The sequence below is a fragment of the Variovorax raffinosi genome, from assembly GCF_051216615.1.
GTDB lineage: Bacteria > Pseudomonadota > Gammaproteobacteria > Burkholderiales > Burkholderiaceae_C > Variovorax.
On sequence record NZ_JBPJZR010000003.1, the window covers coordinates 14,793 to 37,964 of the forward strand.

Below are 23,172 nucleotides of genomic sequence, written 5' to 3' on the forward strand. Positions count from 1 at the left end.
GCGACGGAAAGTAAATAAATCCTTTATCAACTCTAAATGATTTTTAAATTTTATTTTTCCTGTACCTGCAAAACAATGCGTGCCATCGCCACCGCACTACCGCCTTTGCGCGGCAGGCAGATGACACCTTGCAGCACCCCATGACCACTCCTCAATACTTTCCCCTTGTCGATGTTTCCGGTACGCCGCATGCGCGCGGCGTGCAGCACGGCCGTGCCGTGCCAGAGCGCGTGGCGGGCGGCGTTGCGCTCTACCGTGCCCAGCTCGGCCGGCGCGGGCTCGACGAAGCGACCATCCGCCACCTCGCGCAGTCGATGCTGCCGATCATCGAGGCCTACGACGCCAGCTACCTCGAAGAGATGCGCGGCATTGCCGAGGGCGCGGGCGTGTCGCTCGAAGACGTGGTGATGATCAATTGCCGCACCGAGATGCTGTTCGGCTATGCCGACCTCAAGGGCAAGGCCGATGCCGCAACCGCCCCTGCAGCCGACGCGGCCCCGTCCGAAGACGGCGACTGCACCGGCCTGCTCGTGCTGCCCACGCGCTCGGCCAGCGGCCGGCTCATGCACGCCCACAACTGGGACTGGCGCCAGGAATGCGTGGACACCGGCATCGTGCTGCGCATCCGCAGCGCAAGCGGCCCCGACATGCTCACCTTCACCGAAGCCGGCGCACTCGCACGCCACGGCTTCAACACCCACGGCGTGTCGCTCACCGGCAATTCGCTGACCTGCGACGAAGACTTCCGCAAGGGCCCGGGCGTGCCGCTGGTGCTGCTGCGCCGCCGCATCCTGGAAGCCGCCAACCTCGCCACCGCGATGAAGTCGGTGTGGGCGTCCAAGCGCTATTGCGCCAACAACATGATCCTGGCGCAGGCCAGCGGCAACGACGGCTCGGGCATCAGCCTGGAGACCTCGCCGGGCGAAATCTTCTGGACCCTGCCCGACAACGACCTGCTGGTGCATGCCAACCACTGGATGTCGCCGTCCGCCGTGATGAAGCTGCGCGACCCCGGCCTGCCGCAGCGCCCCGACAGCATCTACCGCCAGCACCGCGTGGAAAACGCGCTCGGCCGCGTCGAGGGCCGCATCGACTGGACCCACGTGAAGGCCGCGCTGGCCGATGAATTCGGCAAGCCCGACGGCGTGTTGCGCACGCCCAAGCCGGCCGACTTCAGCAGCATCTCGGCCACCGTGGCCACCACGCTCATGGATGCGGCCAACCGCGTGATGTGGGTGGCACGCAAGCCTTACGAGGCGCGCAACTTCCAGGAATACACGCTGTAGTTCCTGCCGCCCTTCTCTCTCTTCATCCGCAGCCTTCTTCATGACCGACACCACCGAAGCCACCACCGCCCTGGCCGAGCGACGCGCCCGCGCCATCTACGACCTGGGCCCCAGCACCATCTACGCCTCGCGCAGCGATTCGCGCTTTTCGTACTGCACCTACGTGCCCGAGCACATCGGCCAGCCCGGCACGCGCCCGATGCAACTGGTGGTGGTGGTGCACGGCACCGGCCGCGCCTTCGTCAACTACCGCGAGGCCTTCAGCGGCTTTGCCAAGTGGAACGACTGCATCGTGCTGTGCCCGCTGTTCCCGGCCGGTGTGCGCGGCGACGGCAACCGCGACGGCTTCAAGCATCTCGTCGAAGCCGACATCCGCTACGACCAGATCCTGCTCGACATGGCGGCCGAGGTCGGCGAAAAGTTCGGCTGCGACTTCAGCCGCTTCGCGCTCTTCGGCTATTCGGGCGGCGGGCAGTTCGTCAACCGCTTCGCCATGCTGCACCCCGAGCACCTGTGGGCCGCGTCCATCGGCGCGCCGGGCTCGGTCACGCTCATCGACCCGCAGCAAGGCTGGTGGGTGGGCACGCAAGACTTCGAGGCCCGCTTCGGCAAGCCGATGAACCTCGACGCCCTGCGCCGCGTGCCGGTGCACATGATTGCCGGCAAGGCCGACATCGAGACCTGGGAGATCACGCACCGCGAAGGCGGCAAGTTCTTCATGCCGGGCGCGAACGACGCCGGCCGCACGCGGCCCGAGCGCCTCGAAACCCTGCGCCGCTCCTTCGAGGCGGCTGGCGTGAAGGTTGCGTTCGACCTGCTCGACAACGTGCCGCACAACGGGCTGGCCTGCGTGGGGCATGTGCAAGACTTCTTCGCGAAGGCCCTGCACGCGCTGCGCGCCACCGTGCCCTCGCCGGCCTGACGCCCACCACCCACAAGGAAGAACAAGGCATGTTCCGTTTTGCAGCCGCCCGCATCGCGATGGCGATTCCCACACTGCTCATCGTGGCGGTGTCGGTGTTCGTGCTGATACGGCTGATTCCCGGCGACCCGGCGCAGTTGCTGCTGGGCGACCTCGCCACGCCCGCCAGCCTTGCGGAACTGCGCGCGCGCCTGGGCCTCGACCGCTCGGTGATGGCGCAGTTCGGCATCTGGTTCGGCCACGTGCTGCAGGGCGACCTGGGCACGTCGATCAACAGCGGCCAGGAAGTGCTGCCGCTGGTGGCCGAGCGCTTTCTGATCAGCGGCCGCATCGTGCTGGTGGCCGTGGCGCTGGCCGCCATGGTCGCGGTGCCCGCCGGCATGATCGCCGCGTGGAAGCAGAACCGCGCGCCCGACCTGCTGCTGGTCGGCTCGGCCACGCTGCTGGTGTCGATCCCGACCTTCTGGCTCGGCCTGCTGTTGCTGCTGCTGTTCGGCCTGAAGCTGGGCTGGCTGCCGGTGGTGGGCTACGTGGGCATCACCGAGGACTGGAAGAACGGCCTGCTGTACCTGGTGCTGCCGATCCTCACGCTCTTCCTGCACGAGATCGGCGTGCTCATGCGCATGGCGCGCGCCAGCACGCTCGAAGTGCTGCGGCTGGACTACATCACGCATGCGCGCGCCAAGGGTCTGTCGGAGCGCGCGGTGCTGATGCGCCATGCTTTCAAGAACGCCTTCGGCCCGACCTGGACCCTGATCGGCCTGGTGCTGGGCAACCTGCTCGGCGGCATCGCGGTGGTCGAGACGGTGTTCACCATTCCGGGCCTGGGCCGCTTGCTGGTCGATGCGATCTTTGCGCGCGACTACCCGGTGATCCAGGGCTGCCTGCTGTTCGTGGCCGTGATCTACGTGGTGGTGAACCTCGTGATCGATCTTTGCTACCCCCTCTTCGACCCTCGCGTCGCCGTCGAATGACAACGATGAAGCGCAAGAAGCGCATTCCCCTCAACGCCCTGGCCGGCATCGTCATCGTCGGCCTGATCGCCGCGGCGGCGCTCATCAGCCTCGTGTGGACGCCGCACGATCCGCTGCGCATCAACTTCGGCTCGCGCCTGAAGCTGCCCGGCGGCGCCTACCTGCTGGGCACCGACGAGTTTGGCCGCGACGAGCTGTCGCGCCTCATGGCCGGCGCTGCCACCAGCGTGTGGATTGCCGTGCTCACCGTGGGCTTCTCCATCGTGGTGGGCAGCATCGTCGGCGTGCTGACGGGCTTTCTGCGCGGCTGGACCGACCGCATCGTGATGGCCTTCAACAATGCGCTGCTGGCCTTTCCGGGCCTGCTGCTGGCGCTGGGGCTGCTTGCGGTGGTGGGGGCCAACCAGTACGGCATCATCCTGGCGCTCGGGCTGGCCTACACGCCGTCGGTGACGCGCATCGTGCGCGGCACGGTGCTGTCGCTGCGCGAAAAGGAGTTCATCGAATCGTCGCGCGTGCTCGGCAACTCCGAGCTGTACACGATGCTGCGCCATGTGCTGCCCAACTGCACCGCGCCGCTGACGGTGCTGGCCACCTCGATGTTCGGCTGGGTCATATTGGCCGAGAGCGCGCTGTCGTTCCTGGGCCTGGGCGTGCCGCCACCGGCACCCACCTGGGGCAACATGCTCGCGTCGGCCCGCCCGTTCATGGCGCAGGCCAGCTACCTGTCGATTCTTCCGGGCCTGTGCATCGCGCTGACGCTGCTGGGCATCAACCTGCTGGGCGACGCGGTGCGCGACTGGCTCGATCCGCGCATGAAGGGCGTGCAATGACAGCCATGACAAACACGCCACTGGTCAGCGTGGAAGGCCTGACGCTCGCCGTCGGCATGGGCGGACGCGAGATCGTGCGCAACGTGTCCTTCGACATCGCGCCGGGCGAGATGGTCGGCATCGTCGGCGAATCGGGCAGCGGCAAGACGCAGGCCGCGCGCGCCCTCATGGGCCTCACGCCGCCGCCGCTGGTGCGCACCGCGGGCCGCATCCTCTTCGAGGGCGAAGACTTGGCGCTCGCCAAGCCGGCACGGCTGCGCGCGTTGCGCGGCGCGCGCGTCGGCATGGTGTTCCAGGAGCCGATGACCTCGCTGAACCCGTCGATGACCATCGGCAAGCAGCTCGGCGAAGCGCTCGCGCTGCACCGCCGCGACCTGTCGCCCGCCGCACGGCAGGCGCGCATTCTCGACATGCTGGCGCGCGTCGGCATCCGCGATCCGAAGGGGGCGCTGGCGGCGTGGCCGCACGAGTTCTCGGGTGGCATGCGCCAGCGGATGATGCTGGCCTCGGTGATGCTGCTGGAGCCCGCCCTGCTGATCGCCGACGAGCCGACCACCGCGCTCGACGCCGTGGTGCAGCGCGACGTGCTGGAGCTGATGGTCGGCCTCACGCGCGAACACCAGACGGCCGTGCTGATGATCAGCCACGACCTGCCGATGGTCGCGCGCTTCACGCAGCGCATGGTCGTGATGCGGCATGGCGAGGTGAAAGAGGTCGGCAACACCGACGACATGCTCGAACACCCGAAGCACGAATACACCCGCGAGCTGCTGCAGGCCATGCCGCGCCGGCTGCCCGCGCGGCAGGTGGTGGACGAGGCGCCCGTCATCGAGGTACGCAACCTCGTGGTCGACTACCCCGGCCATCGCCGGTTGTTCGCCAAGGCGGTGCCCAAGCGCGCGCTGCATGGCATCGACCTCGTGGTGCGCCCACGCGAAGTGGTCGCGGTGGTCGGCGGTTCGGGCTCGGGCAAGACCACGCTGGGCCGCACCATCGCCGGACTGCTCAAGCCCAGCCGCGGCGAAATTCTTTTTCGTGGTCGCTCCATCGCGCGCTCGGACGCGGGCTGGTTCGACTACCGGCTGCAGTGCCAGATGGTGTTTCAAGATCCGTATGCCTCGCTCGACCCGCGCATGACCATCGGCCAACTGGTCGGCGAAGGGCTGCGGCTGGTCAAGGGCATGTCGTCGGCCGACAAGACAAAGCGCGTGGCCCAAGTGCTCGATGAAGTCGGCCTCGGCACGGCCTATTCGCCGCGCTATGCGCACGAACTCTCCGGTGGCCAGCGTCAGCGCGTGGCGATCGCGCGTGCGCTCGTGCGCCGGCCCGCCTTCGTGATCGCCGACGAGCCGGTCTCCGCGCTCGACGTGACGGTGCGCGCGCAGGTGCTCGAACTCTTCGCCGAGCTGCAGAAGCGCCACGGCTTCTCATGCCTGTTCATCAGTCATGACCTCGGCGTGGTCGAACAGGTGGCCGACCGCGTGATCGTGATGCAGGACGGTCGCATCGTCGAGCAAGGCTCGCGCGACACCGTGTTCGATGCGCCGCAGCAGGACTACACGCGCAAGCTGCTGTCGGCCATTCCGGCGCTGGAGCCGACCGATGCCGGCGGCGTGCGGCTGCGCTGGCGCTTCGGCGCCGAAGCGCCGGCCTTCGCCTGATCCTTTCTTTTGTACTTGCCCCGCAGGAGTTCCTGATGCCCCGCTCTTTCTTCCGCCACGCCGCCATCGCCAGCGCCTGCCTGGCCGCTTCGGGCGCCTTCGCGCAGACCACGGTGACGGTCGCGCAACCCGCCGACATCCGCTCCACTAACCCCGGCGTGAACCGCGACAACACCACCGACGGCGTGGTGCTGAACATCGTCGAAGGGCTGGTCGGCTACCGCATGGACGGCAGCGTGGGCCCGCTGCTGGCGCAGTCGGTCGACATGTCGAAGGACGGCCTGACCTACACCTTCAAGCTGCGCAAGGGGGTGAAGTTCCACAACGACGCGCCGATGACCTCGGCCGACGTGGCCTGGAACTGGAAGCGCTACATGGACCCGAAGACCGACTGGCGCTGCACCAGCGAGTACGACGGCCGCAACGGCCTGAAGGTGGTCGAGACCACCACGCCCGACGACAGCACCTTCGTGATGAAGATCAACAAGCCCTCGGCCGTGTTCCTCGACACGCTCGCGCGCACCGACTGCGGCATGACGGCCATCCTGCACAAGAGTTCGGTCAAAGCCGACGGCAGCTGGGACAAGCCCGTGGGCACCGGCCCGTTCAAGCTCGCGGAGTGGAAGCGCGGCGAATACGTCACGGTGACGGCCTTCAAGGGCTACACCTCGGCCGCCGGTGCCACCAGGTCCGATGGCTACATCGGCCTGAAGGCGCCGCTGGTGGACACGGTGAAGTTCCTCGTCGTGCCCGACGCGGCCACCGCGGCGGCGGGCCTGAAGTCCGGCGCCATCGATGCAGGTCAGATCACCTCGAGCGACGCGCAGGAACTCAAGAACGACCGCAACCTCACGGTGCAGGCACCGCCCGAGGCCATCAAGAACGTGCTGCTGATCCAGACGCGCGACCCGCTGCTGAAAAACCAGAAGCTGCGCCAGGCCATCGCCGCATCGCTGGACATCGAGCAGATCGTGGCGGCGGCTTCCGAAGGCCTGGGCTCGGTCAACAACTCGGCCATCCACAAGGGCTCGGCCTTCTACAGCCCCGCGCAAAAGAAGGGCTGGCACTACGACCCCGCACAGGCCGCGAAGCTGCTGCGCGAGGCCGGCTACAAGGGCGAGAAGATCACCATCCAGACCAACAAGCGCGCCCATGTGCCCAGCTACACGGTGGCGGTGCTGGCGCAGGCCATGATGCAGTCGGTGGGCATCAACGCGCAGTTGGAAGTGCTCGAATGGGCCACGCAGCTCGACCGCTACAACAGCGGCAACTACCAGATCAGCTCGTTCAGCTATTCGTCGCGGCTCGATCCGGCGCTGAGCTACGAACAGTTCGCGGGCCCCAAGGACAAGCAGGCGCGCAAGGTGTGGGAAGACCCGCAGGCGCTCAAGCTCATCGACGACAGCTTTGCCGAATCGGACCCGAAGAAGCGCCAGGCGCTGTTCGACCAGATCCACGCGCTGATGATCCAGCAGGTGCCCATGGTGATGCTGTTCAACGGCCTCGACGCCTGGGCCGTGCGCAAGCGCATCAGCGGCTTTGCGGTGTGGGAAGGCAAGCCGCGCATGTGGGGTGTTTCGGTGAATGCGGCGGGCGCGGCCAAAGGCAGTTAAGGTCGGTGCCGCCCGTCAGTCGGTCCGTCAGTAGGCTCTCGAACGGTTGCACCTTTTTCCTGGAGTTCTCTTCATGTCCATCGGCAAGTCGGCAGGCTTCATGCGCGCGGCGTTTCTAGCACTTCTTCTCATCGGCTCCAACGTTCCCGCCCAGACGCAGGGCGAAGGCGACCTGGCGACCCGCAACAGCCGGCGTGTCGACGAGCCTGTGAAGCAGGTCGGCGACCAGCGCATCGTCGTGAAGACGGCGGAAGGCACGGGCACGATTCCGCTCTACGCCGACCGCCCGATCAACGCACCCGCGCCCGATGTGCGGCGCGTGGTCGTGATCGTCCACGGCATCCTGCGCAACGCCGACGTGTACTTCGCCACCGGCAAGAAGATCGTGCAGAACGCGGGCGACGCGGCCACTGGCACGATGGTCGTGGCGCCGCAGTTCCTCACCACCAACGATGCGAAGGCCTTCAACCTGTCGCCCGATGTGCTGGGCTGGGTCCGCTCCAGTTGGGCGCGCGGCGACGGGGCGGCCGGCGCCGCGCCGGTCAGCTCGTTCTCGGCGCTCGATGCGGTGCTGGCGCATTTCGCGAACCGCGATCTCTATCCGGCATTGAAAGAGGTACTGCTGATCGGCCATTCGGCCGGCGGACGCATCCTCAACCGCTATGTGGCCACCAGCGACGGCGAGGCGGTGCTGCGCCGCACCAGCATCGGCATCCGCTACGTGATCGCCAACCCCAGCAACTACCTCTACTTCGACCGCGACCGGCCCTCGGCCAACGGCAAGCTGCAGCCGGCCGACCTGCAGGCCTGCCCTGCCGTCAACGACTGGCCCTACGGCCTGGACAAGGCGCCGCCCTATGTGACGAAGCAGGATGTGAAGTCGCTCGAAGCCCGCTACGCATCGCGCAACGTCGTCTACCTGCTCGGCGGTGCCGACACCGACCCGTACCTGCACTTCTTCGACCGCTCCTGCGGCGGCATGGCGCAGGGGCCGAACCGCTTGGCCCGGGGCCATCCGTACTTCGACTACCTGAAGGGCCGCCACGCCAGGAACTTCAACCAGCACATCGTCGAAGTGCCGGGCATCGGGCACGACAACCTGGGCATGTTCACGTCCGACTGCGGCGTGGCGGTGCTGTTCGAGAAGAAGCTGCTGGCGCACTGCCCGGTCTTCAGGTAAGGGCGGGCTTCGCGGCCTATTGCGTCGTGTAAACAGCCCTTAGGCCGTCAGGACCTGCGCAAGGTCGGCCTTCAATGACGTGGCCCGCTCGGGCGCCCGCGCCAGTCCCGCATCGACCAGGGCCTGCGCCCGCGCCCGATCGCCCAGGTGCACCGCGATTCGCGCGAGATGCAATGCCGTTCTGGCGTGGATCTGCGCCGGGTCGGTCTCACGCAGCAACTGCTCGAAGCTTTGCGGGTAGTGGCTGTACCGCGCAAAGAACGCACGCCCCGGCCCTTCCCACTCGCTCACGATGAACTCGACGTTTTCTTCTGCCTGCTCTTTCGTCGCGCCATAGGCCCATCCGAACGCGGCGCCGGGCGGCGGTTCCATCCGGTCGCGAAACACGCAGTGCGATTCTTCCACCGCATCGGGCGCCACGGCGCCGCCACCTTCGGTCGGCAGAAACGCCAGGTGTGCGCCAAGGTTCAGGTAGCACGCATGGCCGCCGCTCGCGCCCTGCACGTTGAACACGTGGATCAACGGCCCGTCGATGCGCCGCAGCGTTTGCCCTGAACCCTGGAAGCCTTGAGCCCTCAGGACAGGAAAGAGTCTTTGCCCAAGCAGCTTGAGGAAGGTGGTGCGATTCATGGGGTGCGGATTCTCCGTGTGCGCAAGGTGATCGAATAGCGCAGCGCCTCGGTCGGGGCAATGGCATGTTGCCACGCCCACCGCGCGGGGCCATGCAGCAGGTACACCGAGCGCGGCTCGATCAGGAATTCGAGCGCGGCCGGCCCCGATGCGGGCGCGCCCGGCACATAGGGCCTGAACTGCATCACAGCATCGTTGTTCAGCGAGACGCCGATGATGTCCTCGAAGTCGGGCACGTCGCGGTGCCAGCCCAGCGGCGTGCCAGGCCGGTACTCGGCGATCAGCATGTGGGCCAGGTCTTCGGGCGCCACGCCGGCCCATGCCGCCACCTTCGCCCGCAGCGGATGCAGCACCTCGGGCAGCGGCGCGCCGGGTTTCAGGCGGTTCGTGTCGAAGTCGTAGCTGCCGCCGAAGCTGGTGCCACGGCGGCGCGCGGTGTATTCCTTGTAGCGCATCTCCTTGAGCGGCAAGCCCTGCACGATGCGTATCAACCCGGCCTCTTCGTCGCGCGAGAGAAAACCGCGTTCGTAGCGCAAGCCCTCGATGGCGGCCACGGGCGCTTCGCCGAACAGGTCGGGCTGGCCGGCGTGTTCGAGGCGTCTAGCGGCGCGCACCGTCTTCGTCCCCGCTCAATTGCACATGCCACCAGCGCGGCAGCAGCTCGCGGATCTCGGCCCGCGCGAAGCGGTCGTCCAGCAGGTGCAGCACACCCCGGTCTTCCTCGGTGCGGATCACGCGGCCGGCCGCCTGCACCACCTTCTGCAGGCCCGGATAGAGGTAGGTGTACTCGTAGCCCTTGCCGAAGCGCGACTGCATGCGCTCGCGCGTGATCTCGTTGAGTTCGTTGTATTGCGGCAGGCCCAGGCTCGCGACGAAGGCGCCGATGAGCCGGCTGCCCGGCAGGTCGATGCCCTCGCCGAACGCGCCGCCCAGCACGGCGAAGCCGACGCCCCGGCCGCCTTCTTCAAAACGCGCGATGAAGCCGTGGCGATCGGCCTCGCGCATGCCGCGCGTCTGCGTCCACACCGGCACGCCGGGGTGGCGGGCGGAAAAGGCGGCGCAGGCTTTGTCGAGGTAGTCGAAGCTGCTGAAGAAGGCCAGGTAGTTGCCGGGCAGGCGCTCGAACTGCGCGCCGATGATGTCCGCCACATGGCGCAGCGAACCCGCGCGGTCGCGAAAGCGGGTCGACACGTCCATCGCCACCTCCACGCGCAACTGCCGGCTGCTGAATGGCGAGGCCACGTCGAGCAGCGCCGTGTCTTCGGGCAGCCCGAGCGCATCGCGATAGAACTCGAAGGGCGACAGCGTGCCCGAAAAACAGGTGACCGACACCGCCTCCGCGAAGCGGGCTTCGAGAAACGGCGCGGGCACGAGGTTGCGGATGGCCAGGCTGCGCTGCTCCTGCGTGGCGCCCAGCGTGCGCTCGAACACCGAGTGGTCGCCGAAGGCTTCGGACATCCGCGCGAAGTGCAGCGCATCGAAAAAGAAGCGCTGCAGCGGCCCTTGCGATGCGTCGGGCGTGGCCGCGAAGTATTCGGCCATGGCGGTGTTGGCGGCCTGCAGCGTGCGCGTGAAGCGCTCGGGAATTTCGTCGCCGGTTTCGTAGTCGGCCTGCTGCGACTGCTGCAGCGTGTCCCATTCGCGGAACAGCCGGGACAGCGGGCCGCGCAGTGCCGACGGCGCCACGCGGTGCGCCTCTTCGAGCGCGGCGCCATCGAGCTGCGCGGTGTACATGCCGCGCGCCCGCTCCAGCAGGTTGTGGGCTTCGTCCACCAGCACGGCCACGCGCCAGTCGGCGTCGCGCATGGTGGCGTACAGAAAGGCGCTGCCGTCGAAGTAGTAGTTGTAGTCGCCGACGATCGCGTCGCTCCAGTGCGCCATTTCCTGCGCCAGGAAATAGGGGCACACCTCGTGCGCGAGCGCAATGCCGCGCAGCGCCTCGCGGTCGAGCCAGGCGGCCTGCGCGGCCTGCTCGCGCGCGGCGGGCAGGCGGTCGTAGAAGCCCTTGGCCAGCGGACATGCATCGCCATGGCAGGCGCGGTCGGGGTACTCGCACACCTTTTCGCGGGCCGCGAGTTCGAGCACGCGCACCCTGCCCTGCGCGCGGCCCTTGTCGAGCACGCGCAAGGCATCGAGCGCGACCGGCCGGCCGGAGGTCTTGGCGGTGAGGAAGAAGACCTTGTCGATCTTCTGCGCGGCACGCGCCTTCAGCAGCGGGAAGATGGTGGCGAGCGTCTTGCCGATGCCGGTGGGCGCCTGCGTCATCAGGCAGCGCCCGCCCACGGCCGCGCGGTAGACGGCTTCGGCCAGTTCGCGCTGGCCGGTGCGAAAGGCGCGATGGGGAAATTCGAGTTGCGAAAGGGTTGCGTCGAGCGCGGCGCGGTGGCCGGCCTCGCTGTGCGCCCAGTCGCTGTAGCGGCCGCACAGCAGCTCGAAGTGCTCGCGCAGCGAGTCGCGCGTGTGGTTTTCTTCGAGCACGGTCTCGTCGCCGCTGGCAAGGTCGAGGTACACGAGCGCGACCGTCATGTCTTCGTGGTCGTGCTGCTCGCACAGCATCCAGCCGTAGGTGCGGGCCTGCGCCCAGTGCAGCGCGCGGTGGTTGCCGCGGATGGCGTCGAAGTCGCCGCGGAAGGTCTTGATTTCTTCCACCCTGGCCTTGCGGGCCTCGTAGCCATCGGCCCGGCCGCGCACGCGCAGCGCGCCGCAGCTCGCTTCAAGGCCGACTTCGCTCTGGTAGCCGCCGCCCCGGCGGCTCTGCACCAGCGCATGGCCGGCGATGCCTTCGAGCGCGCTGGGCGCGGGCACGAAGCGCAGGTCGAGGTCGCCCGCCTTCGCGCCGAAGGCGCACAGCGCCTTGACGGAAACAACGTGCGCCAAGGGAGCCCCGAGTGGCGGCCTGGAAGCGTCGGAAGCCATTTTGCTTTTACTGTATGAAATCACAGTATAGCCAGAGTACCCTTCGAGGCCCTTCTCCCCCAGCTTCCAGGTGCTGTGCCGTCTCGGGGTGTTTTCCGACAGGGAAAGCATCCTTTTTCGGCAAGACTCGACGAGTTTTGCTTACAGATCCAACCGATGAACACTCCCACCGCGATCGACCCCGACCAATTCGAGCGTCTGCTGAGCCGCAATCTCAAGCTCCCGCTGATCGGCGGCGTCATCGGCGCCGTGGTGTTCGTCGGGCTGATCCTGTTCCTGCTCAACAGCATCGGCTGGGTCGAGCACACCGACCGCGTGACGCGCGCGGCCACCGAGCTGCAGCGCCAGAGCATCGACATGGAAACCGGCATGCGCGGCTTCCTGATCACCGGTGACGAAACCTTCCTGGAGCCCTACCAGAGCGCCCTGCCCCGCATCAAGGGCGACACCGCCATCTTGCGCGAGCTGGTGTCCGACAACCGGCAGCAGGTCGAGCGGCTCGACCGCATCGCCGCGTTCCAGGAAAGCTGGAATGAATTTGCACGCAGCCTGATCGCCGGGCGCCGTGCCGGCGAAGACACGCACGCCGCCGTGCGCCTGGGCCGAGGCAAGCGGCTGACCGACGACATGCGCGCCGAGTTCGCCGCCTTCATCAGCACCGAGCAGGCGCTACGCTTCCAGCGCAACAACGACGCCAACCGCACGGCCTGGTGGACGGTGGGCCTGTTCCTGCTGTTCACGCTGGTGCTGACCGGGCTGGTGGCGTACTTCGGCCGGCGGCAACTGATGCGGCTGTCCGACAGCTACGACGTGGTGCTCAAGGAACAGGCGGCGCACACCGACCGCCTCTCGCACGAGGCCTGGCTGCGCGGCGCGCAGACCGAGCTGGTGGGCGAGCTGGTCGGCGAGCTGAGCGCGCCGGACATGGGCCGCAAGATCCTGGCCTTTTTCTCGCGGCACCTGGGCAGCGCGGTCGGCGCCCTGTACGTGCGCGAGCGGCACGGCCCGCTGCGGCGCGCGGCGAGCTACGGTTTTTCGAGCGAGGCCGAAGCCACGCCGCAGGTCTTTTCCCCCACGGAAAGCCTGGTGGGCCAGGCGGCGGCCGAGCGGCGCCGCATGCTGGTCGACCCGGTCAATGCCGACTACCTGAGGGTCAACTCGGGCCTGGGCGAGATGGCGCCCAAGGCCGTGCTGCTGCTGCCGGTGGCAAGCGACGGCCTGGTCAACGGCGTGATCGAGCTCGGCCTGGCCGGACCGCTCGACGAGCGCGGCAGCCAGTTGCTGGACGTGGTGGCCGACGACATCGGCACCTCGCTCGCGGCGGCGCGCTATCGCGAGCAACTGCAGGACGTGCTCTCTGAAACGCAGCAGCTCAACGAAGAGCTGCAGGTGCAGCAGGAAGAACTGCGCACCGCCAACGAAGAGCTGGAAGAACAGTCGCGAGCCCTGCGCGCCTCGCAGGCCATGCTGGAGAACCAGCAGGCGGAGCTGGAGCAGACCAACAGCCAACTGTCCGAACGCACCGAGGCGCTGGACCAGCGCAACACCGCCCTGCGCCGCGTGCAGCGCGACCTGGAAGACCGCGCCGACGAGCTGCAGCGCGCCAGCCGCTACAAGTCCGAATTCCTCGCGAACATGTCGCACGAACTGCGCACGCCGCTCAACAGCGCGCTGATCCTGGCCAAGCTGCTGGGCGACAACCCGCAGGGCAACCTGAGCGCCGAGCAAGTGAAGTTCGCCGACTCCATCTATTCGTCGGGCAACGACCTGCTAGTGCTGATCAACGACATCCTCGACATCGCCAAGGTCGAGGCCGGCAAGCTCGAAGTGGTGCCGGAAGACGTAGCGCTCGACAAGCTGGCGCAGAGCCTGGAGACGACCTTCCGGCCGCTGGCGATGCAGAAGAACCTGGGCTTCCGGCTGGAGATCCGGCCCGGCGCGCCGGCCTCGCTGGTCACCGACCGGCAGCGGGTCGAGCAGATCCTGAAGAACCTGTTGTCGAACGCACTGAAGTTCACCGACCGGGGCGAAGTGGCGCTGACGGTATCGGCCGCGGCGGACGGCGGCGCGGCCTTCGCGGTGTCCGACTCGGGCATCGGCATCGACCCGCAGCAGCACGAGCTGATCTTCGAGGCCTTCCGCCAGGCCGACGGCACCACCAGCCGCCGCTATGGCGGCACCGGCCTGGGCCTGTCGATCTCGCGCGACCTCACGCAATTGCTGGGCGGCACGCTCGCGGTGCAGAGCGAACCGGGCCAGGGCAGCACCTTCGTGCTGCAACTGCCGGCGAAGGCACCGCAGGCTTCGCCACAACAGCAGGCAGCGCCCGCGCCGGCACCGATGCGCGGCGCGCATTCCTATGTCGCGCCCGCCGCTCCGGTGTTGGCCGCGCCTTCGCCCAAGGCCGTGGTGCCGGCGCCGCAGTTCGCCGACGACCGCTCGCTGCCGCGCGACCAGGTGCGCCGCGTGCTGGTGATCGAGGACGAGCCGCAGTTCGCGCACATCCTCTACGACCTGGCGCACGAGCTGGGCTACCGCTGCCTGGTGGCGCACGGCGGGGCCGACGGCTTCGAGCTGGCCACGCAGTTCGTGCCCGACGCGATCCTGCTCGACATGCGCCTGCCCGACAGCACCGGCCTGGACCTGCTGCAGCGGCTGAAGGATTCGGCGCACACGCGCCACATTCCCATCCACGTGGTCTCGGCCGCCGACAACGCACAGGCCGCGGCCTTGCACATGGGCGCCATCGGCTACGCGCTGAAGCCGGCCACGCGCGACGAGCTGATGAAGGTGTTCGGCCGGCTCGAAGAAAAGCTCACGCAGAAGGTCAAGGTCGTGCTGCTGGTGGAAGACGATGCGCTGCAGCGCGAAAGCGTGATGCGGCTCATTGAAGACGACGACATCGAGATCGTGGCGGTCGGCTCGGGCGAAGAGGCGCTGGAGCTGCTGCGCACCCGCGTCTTCGACTGCATGATCACCGACCTGCGGCTGCCCGACATGCAGGGCAGCGAGCTGCTCAAGCAGATGGCGGCGGAAGAAATCGTGTCGTTTCCGCCGGTCATCGTCTACACCGGGCGCAACCTCACGCGCGACGAAGAGGCCGAGCTGCAGCGCTACTCGCGCTCCATCATCATCAAGGGCGCCCGCTCGCCCGAGCGGCTGCTCGACGAAGTGACGCTGTTCCTGCACAAGGTGGAAGCCGAGCTGTCGAGCGAGCGCCAGGGCATGCTGAAGACGGCGCGCGGGCGCGACCGCATCTTCGAGGGCCGCACCATCCTGCTGGTGGACGACGACGTGCGCAACATCTTCGCCCTGACCAGCGCGCTGGAGCAACGCGGCGCGGCCGTGGAGATCGGCCGCAACGGCCGCGAGGCGCTGGAAAAACTCGACCAGGTGCGAGAGATCGACCTCGTGCTGATGGACGTGATGATGCCGGAGATGGACGGCCTGGAAGCCACGCGCCGCATGCGTGCCGACCCGCGCTTCCAGAAGATGCCGGTGATCGCCATCACCGCCAAGGCCATGAAGGACGACCGCGAGCAATGCCTGGCCGCCGGTGCCAACGACTACCTTGCCAAGCCCGTCGACCTCGAACGCCTGTTCTCGCTGCTGCGCGTATGGATGCCACGGATGGAGAGACTGTGACCCGCAACCGCCCGCCCATTGAACCAGCGCCTGGCGCGGCCATTGCGCCGCTGCATCCGCTGAGCGACACCGAGATCGAGCTGCGCCTGCTGATGGAGGCGATCTACCTGAAGTACAGCTACGACTTTCGCAACTACACCGTGGCTTCGCAAAAGCGCCGCGTGCTGCATGCGCTCGACCAGCTCGGGCTGCCGAGCATCTCGGCGCTGCAGGAGCGGGTGCTGCGCGAGCCGGCGCTGTTCGGACGGCTCCTGCAGTTCCTGACGATTCCGGTGAGCGAGATGTTCCGCGACCCGTCGTACTTTCTGGCGCTGCGCCAGCATGTGGTGCCGATTCTGCACACCTACCCTTCGGTCAAGGTGTGGGTGGCGGGCTGCAGCACGGGCGAGGAAGTGTTCTCGCTCGCGATCCTGCTGCGCGAAGAAGGCCTGCTCGCGCGCACGCAGATCTACGCGACCGACATCAACCCGGCCTCGCTGGAGAAGGCGCGGCAAGGCATCTTTCCGCTCGAAGCCATTCGCGGCTACACGGTCAACTACCAGCGCGCGGGCGGGCGCGGCGAGTTCTCCGACTACTACACCGCCGCCTACGATGCCGCGCGCTTCGACCCCTCGCTGTGCGCCGACGTGATCTTTGCCGACCACAGCCTGGCCACCGACAGCGTGTTCGCTGAAACGCAACTGGTGTCGTGCCGCAACGTGCTCATTTACTTCAACCGCGAGTTGCAGGACCGGGCGCTCGGGCTGTTCCATGAATCGCTGTCGCACCGCGGCTTCCTGGGCCTGGGCTCGAAGGAAAGCATCGATTTTTCGGGCTATGCGGACCGCTTCGATACCCACGCCCGCGCCGAGCGCATCTACCGCAAGCTCGCATGAGAAGGCAGCTTCGTTCCTCCATCCGCAAGCACGTGGACGCTGTGGTGCTCGGCGCTTCGGCCGGCGGCATCGACGCGCTGACCGTGCTGCTGCACGAGCTGCCCGCCACCTGGCACATCCCGATGGCGGTGGTGCTGCACCTGCCCGAAGAACACGAAAGCCATCTCGCGGAAATCTTCGCGCAGCGGCTGGCGATTGCCGTGCACGAAGCCAACGACAAGATGCCGCTGGCCAGCGGCAGCCTGTACTTCGCGCCGCCGGGCTATCACCTGTCGATCGAGCGCGAGCGCAATTTTTCGCTCAGCTGCGAGCCCCCGGTGCTGTTCTCGCGCCCGTCCATCGACGTGTTGATGGCCTCCGCCGCCGACGCCTACGGCCCCGCGCTCGCCGGCTTTTTGCTGACGGGCGCCAACGACGACGGCGCCGAAGGCCTGCACCGCATCCATCTGGCCGGCGGGCTCACCGCCGTCCAGGAACCGAAAGAAGCACTGATTCCCACCATGCCCCAAGCCGCCATTGCGCGCCACGCTCCCGACTACGTGCTCCCCTTGCGCGAACTGCGCGCCCTGCTTCTTCAACTCGAGGCCGCCCATGAACATTGACATCGAAAGCAAGCTGCTGATCGTCGATGACCTGCCTGAAAACCTGCTGGCGCTCGAAGCGCTGATCCGTGCGCCGGGGCGCACCGTGTACCGCGCGCTGTCGGCGGAAGCCGCGCTCACGCTGCTGCTGGAGCATGAATTCGCACTCGCCATCGTCGACGTGCAGATGCCCGGCATGAACGGTTTCGAGCTGGCCGAACTCATGCGCGGCACCGAGCGCACGCGGCACATACCGATCATCTTCGTGAGCGCCGCCGGGCGCGAGCTGAACTACGCCTTCCAGGGCTACGAGAGCGGCGCGGTCGACTTCCTGCACAAGCCGCTCGATCCGCACGCGGTGGTCAGCAAGGTGAATGTGTTCGTCGACCTGTACCAGCACCGCAAGGCGCTGCGGCACGAGATGGAGTCGCTTGCGGCGGCCCATCGCAAGCAGGAAGAACTGGTGCAGCAACTGCAGCACACGCAGCGCGAGCTGGAGCGCGCGGTGCGCATGCGCGACGACTTCATGTCGATGGTCTCGCACGAACTGCGCACGCCGCTCAACACGCTCTACCTCGAAGCCCAGTTGCGGCAGCTTCATCTGTCCAAGGGCAACCTCGCGATCTTCGCGGCAGACCGGCTGCCCGCGATGATCGAGCGCGATCAGCGGCAGATCCGCAACATGGTGCGGCTGATCGACGACATGCTCGACGTGACGCGCATGCGGCGCGATGCGCTGTCGATCCAGACCAAGCCGGTGGACCTGGCGGTGCTGGCCCGCGCGGTGGTTGAGAACCTGCACCAGCAGGCCGAGGCCGCGGGCTGCGTCATCACGCTGCAGGCGCCGCCCGAATTGCGCGGCGTGTGGGACGAGTTCCGCATCGAACAGGTGCTGACCAACCTGCTGACCAACGCGCTGCGCTACGGCGGCGGCAAGCCGGTCGAGATGGTGGTGCAGCAGCAGGCCGACGGCACGGCGCGCGTGAGCGTGCGCGACCAGGGCATCGGCATTGCGCCCGAAGACCACGAGCGCATCTTCGAGCAGTTCGAGCGCACCGACGACAGCCGCAAGCACGCGGCCGGCCTGGGCCTGGGGCTCTACATCACGCGAAAGATCGTGGACCTGCATGGCGGCCACATCGGCGTGGAGAGCACGCCGGGCCAGGGCTCGCGCTTCGTGGTCGACCTGCCGCTGCAACCGGCCAAGGCCTGAGAACGTAGGCCTGCTCCTACCGCGCGGCCGGCCGCGGCCCGCGATACTGTTCCCTTCGAGAATTAACCGGAAAGAAAACACTCTGTGAACGTGCTGATCGTCGACGACAACGAAGCCGGGGCCGACCTGCTGCAGGAACTGCTGACACTGCAGGACCACACGGCGCGCTGCACCTACACCGCGCAACAGGCGCTGGATGCGGTAGCCGCCGAGCGCTTCGATGCCGCACTGATCGACCTCACGCTGCCCGACTTGCCGGGCACCGAAGTGGCACGGCGCCTGCGAGCCAGCGCGGCCGAAGGTGCTCCCAAGCTGCTGATCGCGATCTCGGGGTTTTCGGCGAAGGACACGGGCGGCCAATCGGCCGATGGGCTGTTCGACCACCACCTGCAAAAGCCGATCGACATCGCGCAGCTCGAACGCATCCTGGCGCAGTCGCCAAGCTAGCCGACCTGGCCGATCTTCGGTGCGCTGACGCGCATCCTGGTGCACGCATCGCACCGGTCCGGTGACCGCCTTGCCGTTCGGCAAGGCCACTTTCCATCCCGCTACAGAGGAGTTTCCCCAGGGCAGTGCCCTTCGTAGGGGATTTCCCTCGCTGCCTGGCCCAGAGCTTGCGTAGGTTCGCAAGATAGTTGAACATTTCAACTATTGAAGATTTCTTCTATCTGGCCATGCACGCACCGCTCCAACTCAAGACCGACTACATCAACGTCCTGCTCGACCAGGCGTCCTCGCGCACGCGGGATCGCGGCTCGCGCGTGTACGAAATCGAACTCGGCCTGTCGATCCGCGACGTGCGGCTGCTTCGCATGATCGGCGGCGCACCCGGCATCACGATGGGCCAGCTGGTGCAGACCTGCGCCATCGAGAAGACGCTGGTGTCCAAGCTCGTGGCGTCGCTGGTGCAGCGCGAGCTGGTGCAGCGCCATATCGGCAACGAGGACGCCCGGCAGATCCATCTGTGCCTGACCCCCGCCGGCATCGACCTCGTGCTGCAGGCCGAGCCCATCGGGCAGGAGATGGAAGCGCGCTTTCTCGACTGCCTCAGCGTGTCCGAGGTCGACACGCTGCGCCGCATCCTTCACAAGATCATGGATGCCGAAGAAGGCTCGCGCGACATCTTCGAGTTTCTGCTGGCCCAGTTGCGGGAAAGCAAGGCTGCGGATTCCTCCTCCTCTCCACCACCTCCCCCACCTCCCTCTGGCACTCCCCGAAAGAAGTAAGGCTTCATGGCAACTCCACTCTCGCTGCGCCGCGCGTTCGCGGTCTCCCTGTCGGCACTGGCGCTGACGCTCCCGGCCGGCGCCTTTGCCGACAACGTGCTGCGCACCGTGCCTTCGTCGGACCTGAAGATCCTCGACCCGATCTGGACCACCGCCAACATCACGCGCAACCACGGCCTGATGATCTACGACACCCTTTTCGGCATGGACGAAAAGGGCGTGATCAGGCCGCAGATGGTGGACAAGTACACCGCCAGCCCCGACAACAAGGTCTGGACCTTCACGCTGCGCCCGGGCCTGAAGTTCCACGACGGCGCGCCCGTCACCTCGCAGGACGTGATCGCTTCGCTCGCGCGCTGGGCCAAGCGCGACACGCTCGGCCAGAAGATGTACGAGGCCATGGACAGCATCACCGCGGAAGGCCCGAACGGCTTTCGCATGAACTTCAAGCAGCCCTTCGGCGTGGTGCTCGACGCGCTGGGCAAGCCCAATCCGCTGGTGCCTTTCATCATGCCCAAGCGCGTGGCCGACACGCCCGCCGACAAGCAGATCGACGAGATGATCGGCTCCGGCCCCTTCACGCTCGCCAAGGAAGACTTTCGCCCCGGCGACCGCGTGATCTACCGCAAGAACGCCGCCTACGTGCCGCGCAAGGAAGCTCCCTCGGGCCTTGCGGGCGGCAAGGTGGTGAACGTGGACCGCGTGGAATGGGTGCTGCTGCGCGACCCGCAGACGCAGGTGAACGCCCTGCTCAACGGCGAGGTCGACATGGTCGAGACCGTGCCCTCTTCCGGCTTTGTCGACATGCGCACCAACCCGAAGATCGAGCTGGTGGACGTGATGCCCGCGGGCCCTTTCACGGCGATCTACAACCACAAGGTTCCGCCCTTCAACAACCCGAAGGCGTTGAAGGCGGCCATGCTCGCCATCAACCAGGAAGCCATGCTGCGGGCCCAGGCCACCTACCGTGACTTCTACAAGCCTTGCGCTTCCATCTACCTGTGCGGCTCGGTGTATGCGAGCGACAAGACCGGTTTCTTCACCGGCAAGCCGCAGTTCGAGGAAGCCCGCAAGCTGCTCAAGGAATCGGGCTACGACGGCAAGCCCGTGGTCATCCTGCTGCCGGGTGATGCGCCGGCGCTGAACAAGATGCCCGCGATCTACGGACAACTGCTCAAGCAGGTGGGCTTCAACGTCGACGTGCAGACCACCGACTGGGCCACGCTGGTGACGCGCCGCACCAAGAAGGACCTGCCGGAAAACGGCGGCTGGAATGTCTTCATCACCTTCTGGGGTGGCGTGGACGCCAGCAACCCCATCAGCTACGGCCCGCTGACCGGCAACGGCGACAAGGGCTTCTTCGGCTGGCCGACCGATCCGGAGCTGGAAGCGCTGAAGACGCGCTTCATCGAAACCGCCGACCTCGCGCAGCGCAAGGACATCGCGACGCAGATCCAGCTGCGCGTGCTCGAAGGCGGCGTGATCGCCCCGCTGGGCGAAGGCAAGGCGCCCACCGCCGTGCGCCGTGGCGTGGTCAGCGGGCTGCTGCCATCGCCCGCCGTTCTGTACTGGAACGTGCGCAAGAAGTAGGCAAGCCCCCTCCCGCTCTTTCACCGAGGCGTCAGGCCGGTTGCATCCGTTGCAACCGGTCGGGGATTTCCTTTGCCCGCGCCGGCTGTTCAACCGCTCGAACGAGACCTTCTCACATGCTCAACTTTCTGTTGCGGCGCGGCCTGGCCACCGTGCCCGTGCTCCTGATCGTGGCCGTCATCGTGTTCCTCCTGCTGCGCATGACGCCCGGCGATCCGGCTGCCGCCATCGCGGGCGACGCGGCGAATGTGCAGGACATCGAGCGCATCCGTGCACAGCTCGGCCTGGACGCGCCCATCGTCAGCCAGTTCTTCGGCTGGCTGGGCCACGTGCTGCGCGGCGACCTGGGCTATTCGTACTTCTACAAGATGAGCGTGACCGAGCTGATCGGCCAGCGGCTGGAGCCCACGCTGTCCGTGGCCGCCGTGACGGTCGTGCTCACCGTGCTGATCGCCGTGCCGCTGGGCGTGCTGGCGGCCTCGCGGCGCGGCGGCGCGCTCGACCGCTTCATCATGAGCGCGTCGGTCCTCGGCTTTTCCGTGCCGGTGTTCGTGGCGGGCTACCTGATGATCTGGTTGTTCTCGATGCAACTGGGCTGGCTGCCGTCGCAGGGCTACAACCGCATTGCAGCAGGCGTCGGCCCGTGGCTGCGCAACCTGGTGCTGCCCTGCATCACGCTGGCCGTGATGTACGCGGCACTCATTGCACGGGTGACCCGCGCGGCGGTTTCCGAAGCCTTGACCGAAGACTATGTGCGCACCGCACGCGCCAAGGGCATTCCGGAGTGGCGCATGTTGACGCGCCATGCGCTCGCCAATGCGGCCGTGCCCATCGCCACCATCATCGGCCTGAGCGTGGCCGGCCTCATCGGCGGCGTGGTGGTCACCGAAACCATCTACGCCATACCGGGCCTGGGTCAACTGACGGTGGACGCGGTGCTCTCGCGCGACTACCCGCTCATCCAGGGCATCACCCTGTTCTTCTCGCTCGTCTATGTCGTCGTCAACCTGCTGGTGGACCTGAGCTACCTGCTGCTCGACCCCCGCATCCGCTACTGACGCGCGCGGCCATCTTTTTCCGGAGACCCTTTCCATGACTTCGATTTCCATACCGGTGGACACGACGACGGCAACGCGCATCCATCGCAAGCCCTCGCTGCTGCGCCGCGTCTTCGCGAACGGTGCCGTGCGCGCGGGCAGCCTGATCCTGTGCCTGATGGTGGTGCTGGCGGTCGCAGCGCCGTGGCCGTACACCATCGACCCCAACGCCATGGACCCGGCCAGCTCGCACCTGTCGCCGGGCGCGCATGCCGAATTCACGACGCTGGCGGGCGACAGCTTCGAGCGCTTCTTCCCGATGGGCACGGACAGCATGGGCCGCGACATCTGGAGCCGCACGGCCTACGGTGCGCGCATCTCGCTGTCGGTCGGCGTGGCGGTGGCGCTGGGCTCGATCGCGCTCGGGATGCTGGTGGGCATGGTCGCGGGCTACTTTCGCCGCCTCGACGGCGTGATCATGCGTGTGATGGACGGGATGATGGCCATCCCCGGCATCCTCTTCGCCATCGTGCTGGTCGCGGTCTGGCGACCCAGCCTGTGGACGGTGATCCTGGCCATCGTCGTTCCCGAAACACCGCGCGTGGCGCGGCTGGTGCGCTCGGTCGTGCTGTCGGTTCGCGAAGAGCCGTATGTCGAGGCGGCCATTGCACTGGACACGCCCGCCTGGAAGCTGATGCTGCGCCACATCCTGCCGAACACGGTGGCGCCGCTGATCGTTCAGGGCACCTTCGTCTGCGCGGCGGCGATGCTGGCGGAAGCGGTGATGTCCTTCCTGGGCATCGGCCTGCCGTCGGACGTGCCGACCTGGGGAAACATCATGTCCGAAGGCCGCGCGTATTTCACTTCGCATCCTTCGACGGTGCTGCTGCCGGGCACCTTCCTCGCGCTCACGGTGCTGGCGGTGAACATGCTCGGCGACGGCCTGCGTGATGCGCTCGATCCGAAGTTCAACAAGCGCGGGAGCTGACC

General features: G+C 67.2%; 19 protein-coding genes. 16 read left to right on the top strand and 3 right to left on the bottom strand.

Going from position 1 to position 23,172, the window contains the following annotated elements; genetic code table 11:
- Window positions 1–140 precede the first annotated feature (140 nt).
- From ACSFB7_RS11185 to ACSFB7_RS11215, 7 genes are all read left to right on the top strand, one after another.
- The gene (locus tag ACSFB7_RS11185) at window positions 141–1,286 is read left to right on the top strand and encodes a C45 family autoproteolytic acyltransferase/hydrolase (RefSeq protein ID WP_435470010.1); all 1,146 of its coding nucleotides are present in this window, start codon (window positions 141–143) and stop codon (window positions 1,284–1,286) included.
- 40 nt (window positions 1,287–1,326) lie between these two features.
- Window positions 1,327–2,208 carry an alpha/beta hydrolase family protein gene (locus ACSFB7_RS11190; RefSeq protein ID WP_435470012.1) on the top strand — a complete coding sequence of 294 codons (882 nt, stop codon included), beginning with the start codon at window positions 1,327–1,329 and terminating at the stop codon, window positions 2,206–2,208.
- 29 nt (window positions 2,209–2,237) lie between these two features.
- Window positions 2,238–3,182, top strand: a complete 945-nt coding sequence (locus tag ACSFB7_RS11195) for an ABC transporter permease (RefSeq protein WP_187110331.1) — start codon at window positions 2,238–2,240, stop codon at window positions 3,180–3,182.
- 5 nt (window positions 3,183–3,187) lie between these two features.
- A complete protein-coding gene (locus ACSFB7_RS11200) occupies window positions 3,188–4,015 on the top strand; it encodes an ABC transporter permease (protein ID WP_435470014.1) in 828 nt (275 codons plus the stop codon).
- 5 nt (window positions 4,016–4,020) lie between these two features.
- Window positions 4,021–5,676, top strand: coding sequence for an ABC transporter ATP-binding protein (locus ACSFB7_RS11205; protein ID WP_435471026.1), 1,656 nt, complete (start codon window positions 4,021–4,023; stop codon window positions 5,674–5,676).
- A 35-nt stretch (window positions 5,677–5,711) separates the two neighbouring features.
- Window positions 5,712–7,289 (top strand): ABC transporter substrate-binding protein, encoded by a 1,578-nt coding sequence (locus tag ACSFB7_RS11210; protein ID WP_435470016.1) that lies wholly within the window; start codon window positions 5,712–5,714, stop codon window positions 7,287–7,289.
- A gap of 73 nt (window positions 7,290–7,362) precedes the next feature.
- The gene (locus ACSFB7_RS11215) at window positions 7,363–8,469 is read left to right on the top strand and encodes a lipase family protein (protein WP_435470018.1); all 1,107 of its coding nucleotides are present in this window, start codon (window positions 7,363–7,365) and stop codon (window positions 8,467–8,469) included.
- A 39-nt stretch (window positions 8,470–8,508) separates the two neighbouring features.
- Here ACSFB7_RS11215 and ACSFB7_RS11220 read toward each other — a convergent pair whose 3' ends face one another.
- From ACSFB7_RS11220 to ACSFB7_RS11230, 3 genes are read right to left on the bottom strand one after another with little or no spacing between them, the layout of a single operon-like run.
- Window positions 8,509–9,099, bottom strand: a complete 591-nt coding sequence (locus tag ACSFB7_RS11220) for a DUF4304 domain-containing protein (RefSeq protein WP_435470020.1) — start codon at window positions 9,097–9,099, stop codon at window positions 8,509–8,511.
- Window positions 9,096–9,713: an alpha-ketoglutarate-dependent dioxygenase AlkB gene (locus ACSFB7_RS11225; RefSeq protein WP_435470022.1), complete on the bottom strand. Its 618-nt coding sequence runs from the start codon at window positions 9,711–9,713 to the stop codon at window positions 9,096–9,098. The genes ACSFB7_RS11220 and ACSFB7_RS11225 overlap by 4 nt, the downstream gene beginning before the upstream one ends.
- Complete coding sequence (locus ACSFB7_RS11230; RefSeq protein WP_435470024.1) at window positions 9,700–12,015, bottom strand: ATP-dependent DNA helicase; 2,316 nt, start codon at window positions 12,013–12,015, stop codon at window positions 9,700–9,702. The genes ACSFB7_RS11225 and ACSFB7_RS11230 overlap by 14 nt, the downstream gene beginning before the upstream one ends.
- A gap of 156 nt (window positions 12,016–12,171) precedes the next feature.
- Between ACSFB7_RS11230 and ACSFB7_RS11235 the strand changes: the two genes are divergently transcribed.
- From ACSFB7_RS11235 to ACSFB7_RS11275, 9 genes are all read left to right on the top strand, one after another.
- A complete protein-coding gene (locus ACSFB7_RS11235; protein WP_435470026.1) occupies window positions 12,172–15,660 on the top strand; it encodes a response regulator in 3,489 nt (1,162 codons plus the stop codon).
- Window positions 15,657–16,535 carry a CheR family methyltransferase gene (locus ACSFB7_RS11240; RefSeq protein ID WP_435470028.1) on the top strand — a complete coding sequence of 293 codons (879 nt, stop codon included), beginning with the start codon at window positions 15,657–15,659 and terminating at the stop codon, window positions 16,533–16,535. The genes ACSFB7_RS11235 and ACSFB7_RS11240 overlap by 4 nt, the downstream gene beginning before the upstream one ends.
- Window positions 16,532–17,137 carry a chemotaxis protein CheB gene (locus tag ACSFB7_RS11245; RefSeq protein ID WP_435470030.1) on the top strand — a complete coding sequence of 202 codons (606 nt, stop codon included), beginning with the start codon at window positions 16,532–16,534 and terminating at the stop codon, window positions 17,135–17,137. Before ACSFB7_RS11240 ends, ACSFB7_RS11245 begins: the two co-directional genes overlap by 4 nt.
- Window positions 17,127–18,329, top strand: coding sequence for a hybrid sensor histidine kinase/response regulator (locus ACSFB7_RS11250; protein ID WP_435470032.1), 1,203 nt, complete (start codon window positions 17,127–17,129; stop codon window positions 18,327–18,329). The genes ACSFB7_RS11245 and ACSFB7_RS11250 overlap by 11 nt, the downstream gene beginning before the upstream one ends.
- A gap of 84 nt (window positions 18,330–18,413) precedes the next feature.
- A complete protein-coding gene (locus tag ACSFB7_RS11255) occupies window positions 18,414–18,776 on the top strand; it encodes a response regulator (protein ID WP_435470034.1) in 363 nt (120 codons plus the stop codon).
- 227 nt (window positions 18,777–19,003) lie between these two features.
- Window positions 19,004–19,555, top strand: a complete 552-nt coding sequence (locus ACSFB7_RS11260) for a MarR family winged helix-turn-helix transcriptional regulator (protein WP_435470036.1) — start codon at window positions 19,004–19,006, stop codon at window positions 19,553–19,555.
- Between the two features lie 6 nt (window positions 19,556–19,561).
- A complete protein-coding gene (locus tag ACSFB7_RS11265) occupies window positions 19,562–21,145 on the top strand; it encodes an ABC transporter substrate-binding protein (protein WP_435470038.1) in 1,584 nt (527 codons plus the stop codon).
- Window positions 21,146–21,261: 116 nt separating this feature from the next.
- On the top strand, window positions 21,262–22,203 hold the full coding sequence (locus tag ACSFB7_RS11270; RefSeq protein WP_435470040.1) for an ABC transporter permease: 942 nt from the start codon (window positions 21,262–21,264) through the stop codon (window positions 22,201–22,203).
- A gap of 34 nt (window positions 22,204–22,237) precedes the next feature.
- Window positions 22,238–23,170, top strand: coding sequence for an ABC transporter permease (locus tag ACSFB7_RS11275; protein WP_435470042.1), 933 nt, complete (start codon window positions 22,238–22,240; stop codon window positions 23,168–23,170).
- Window positions 23,171–23,172: the final 2 nt, after the last annotated feature.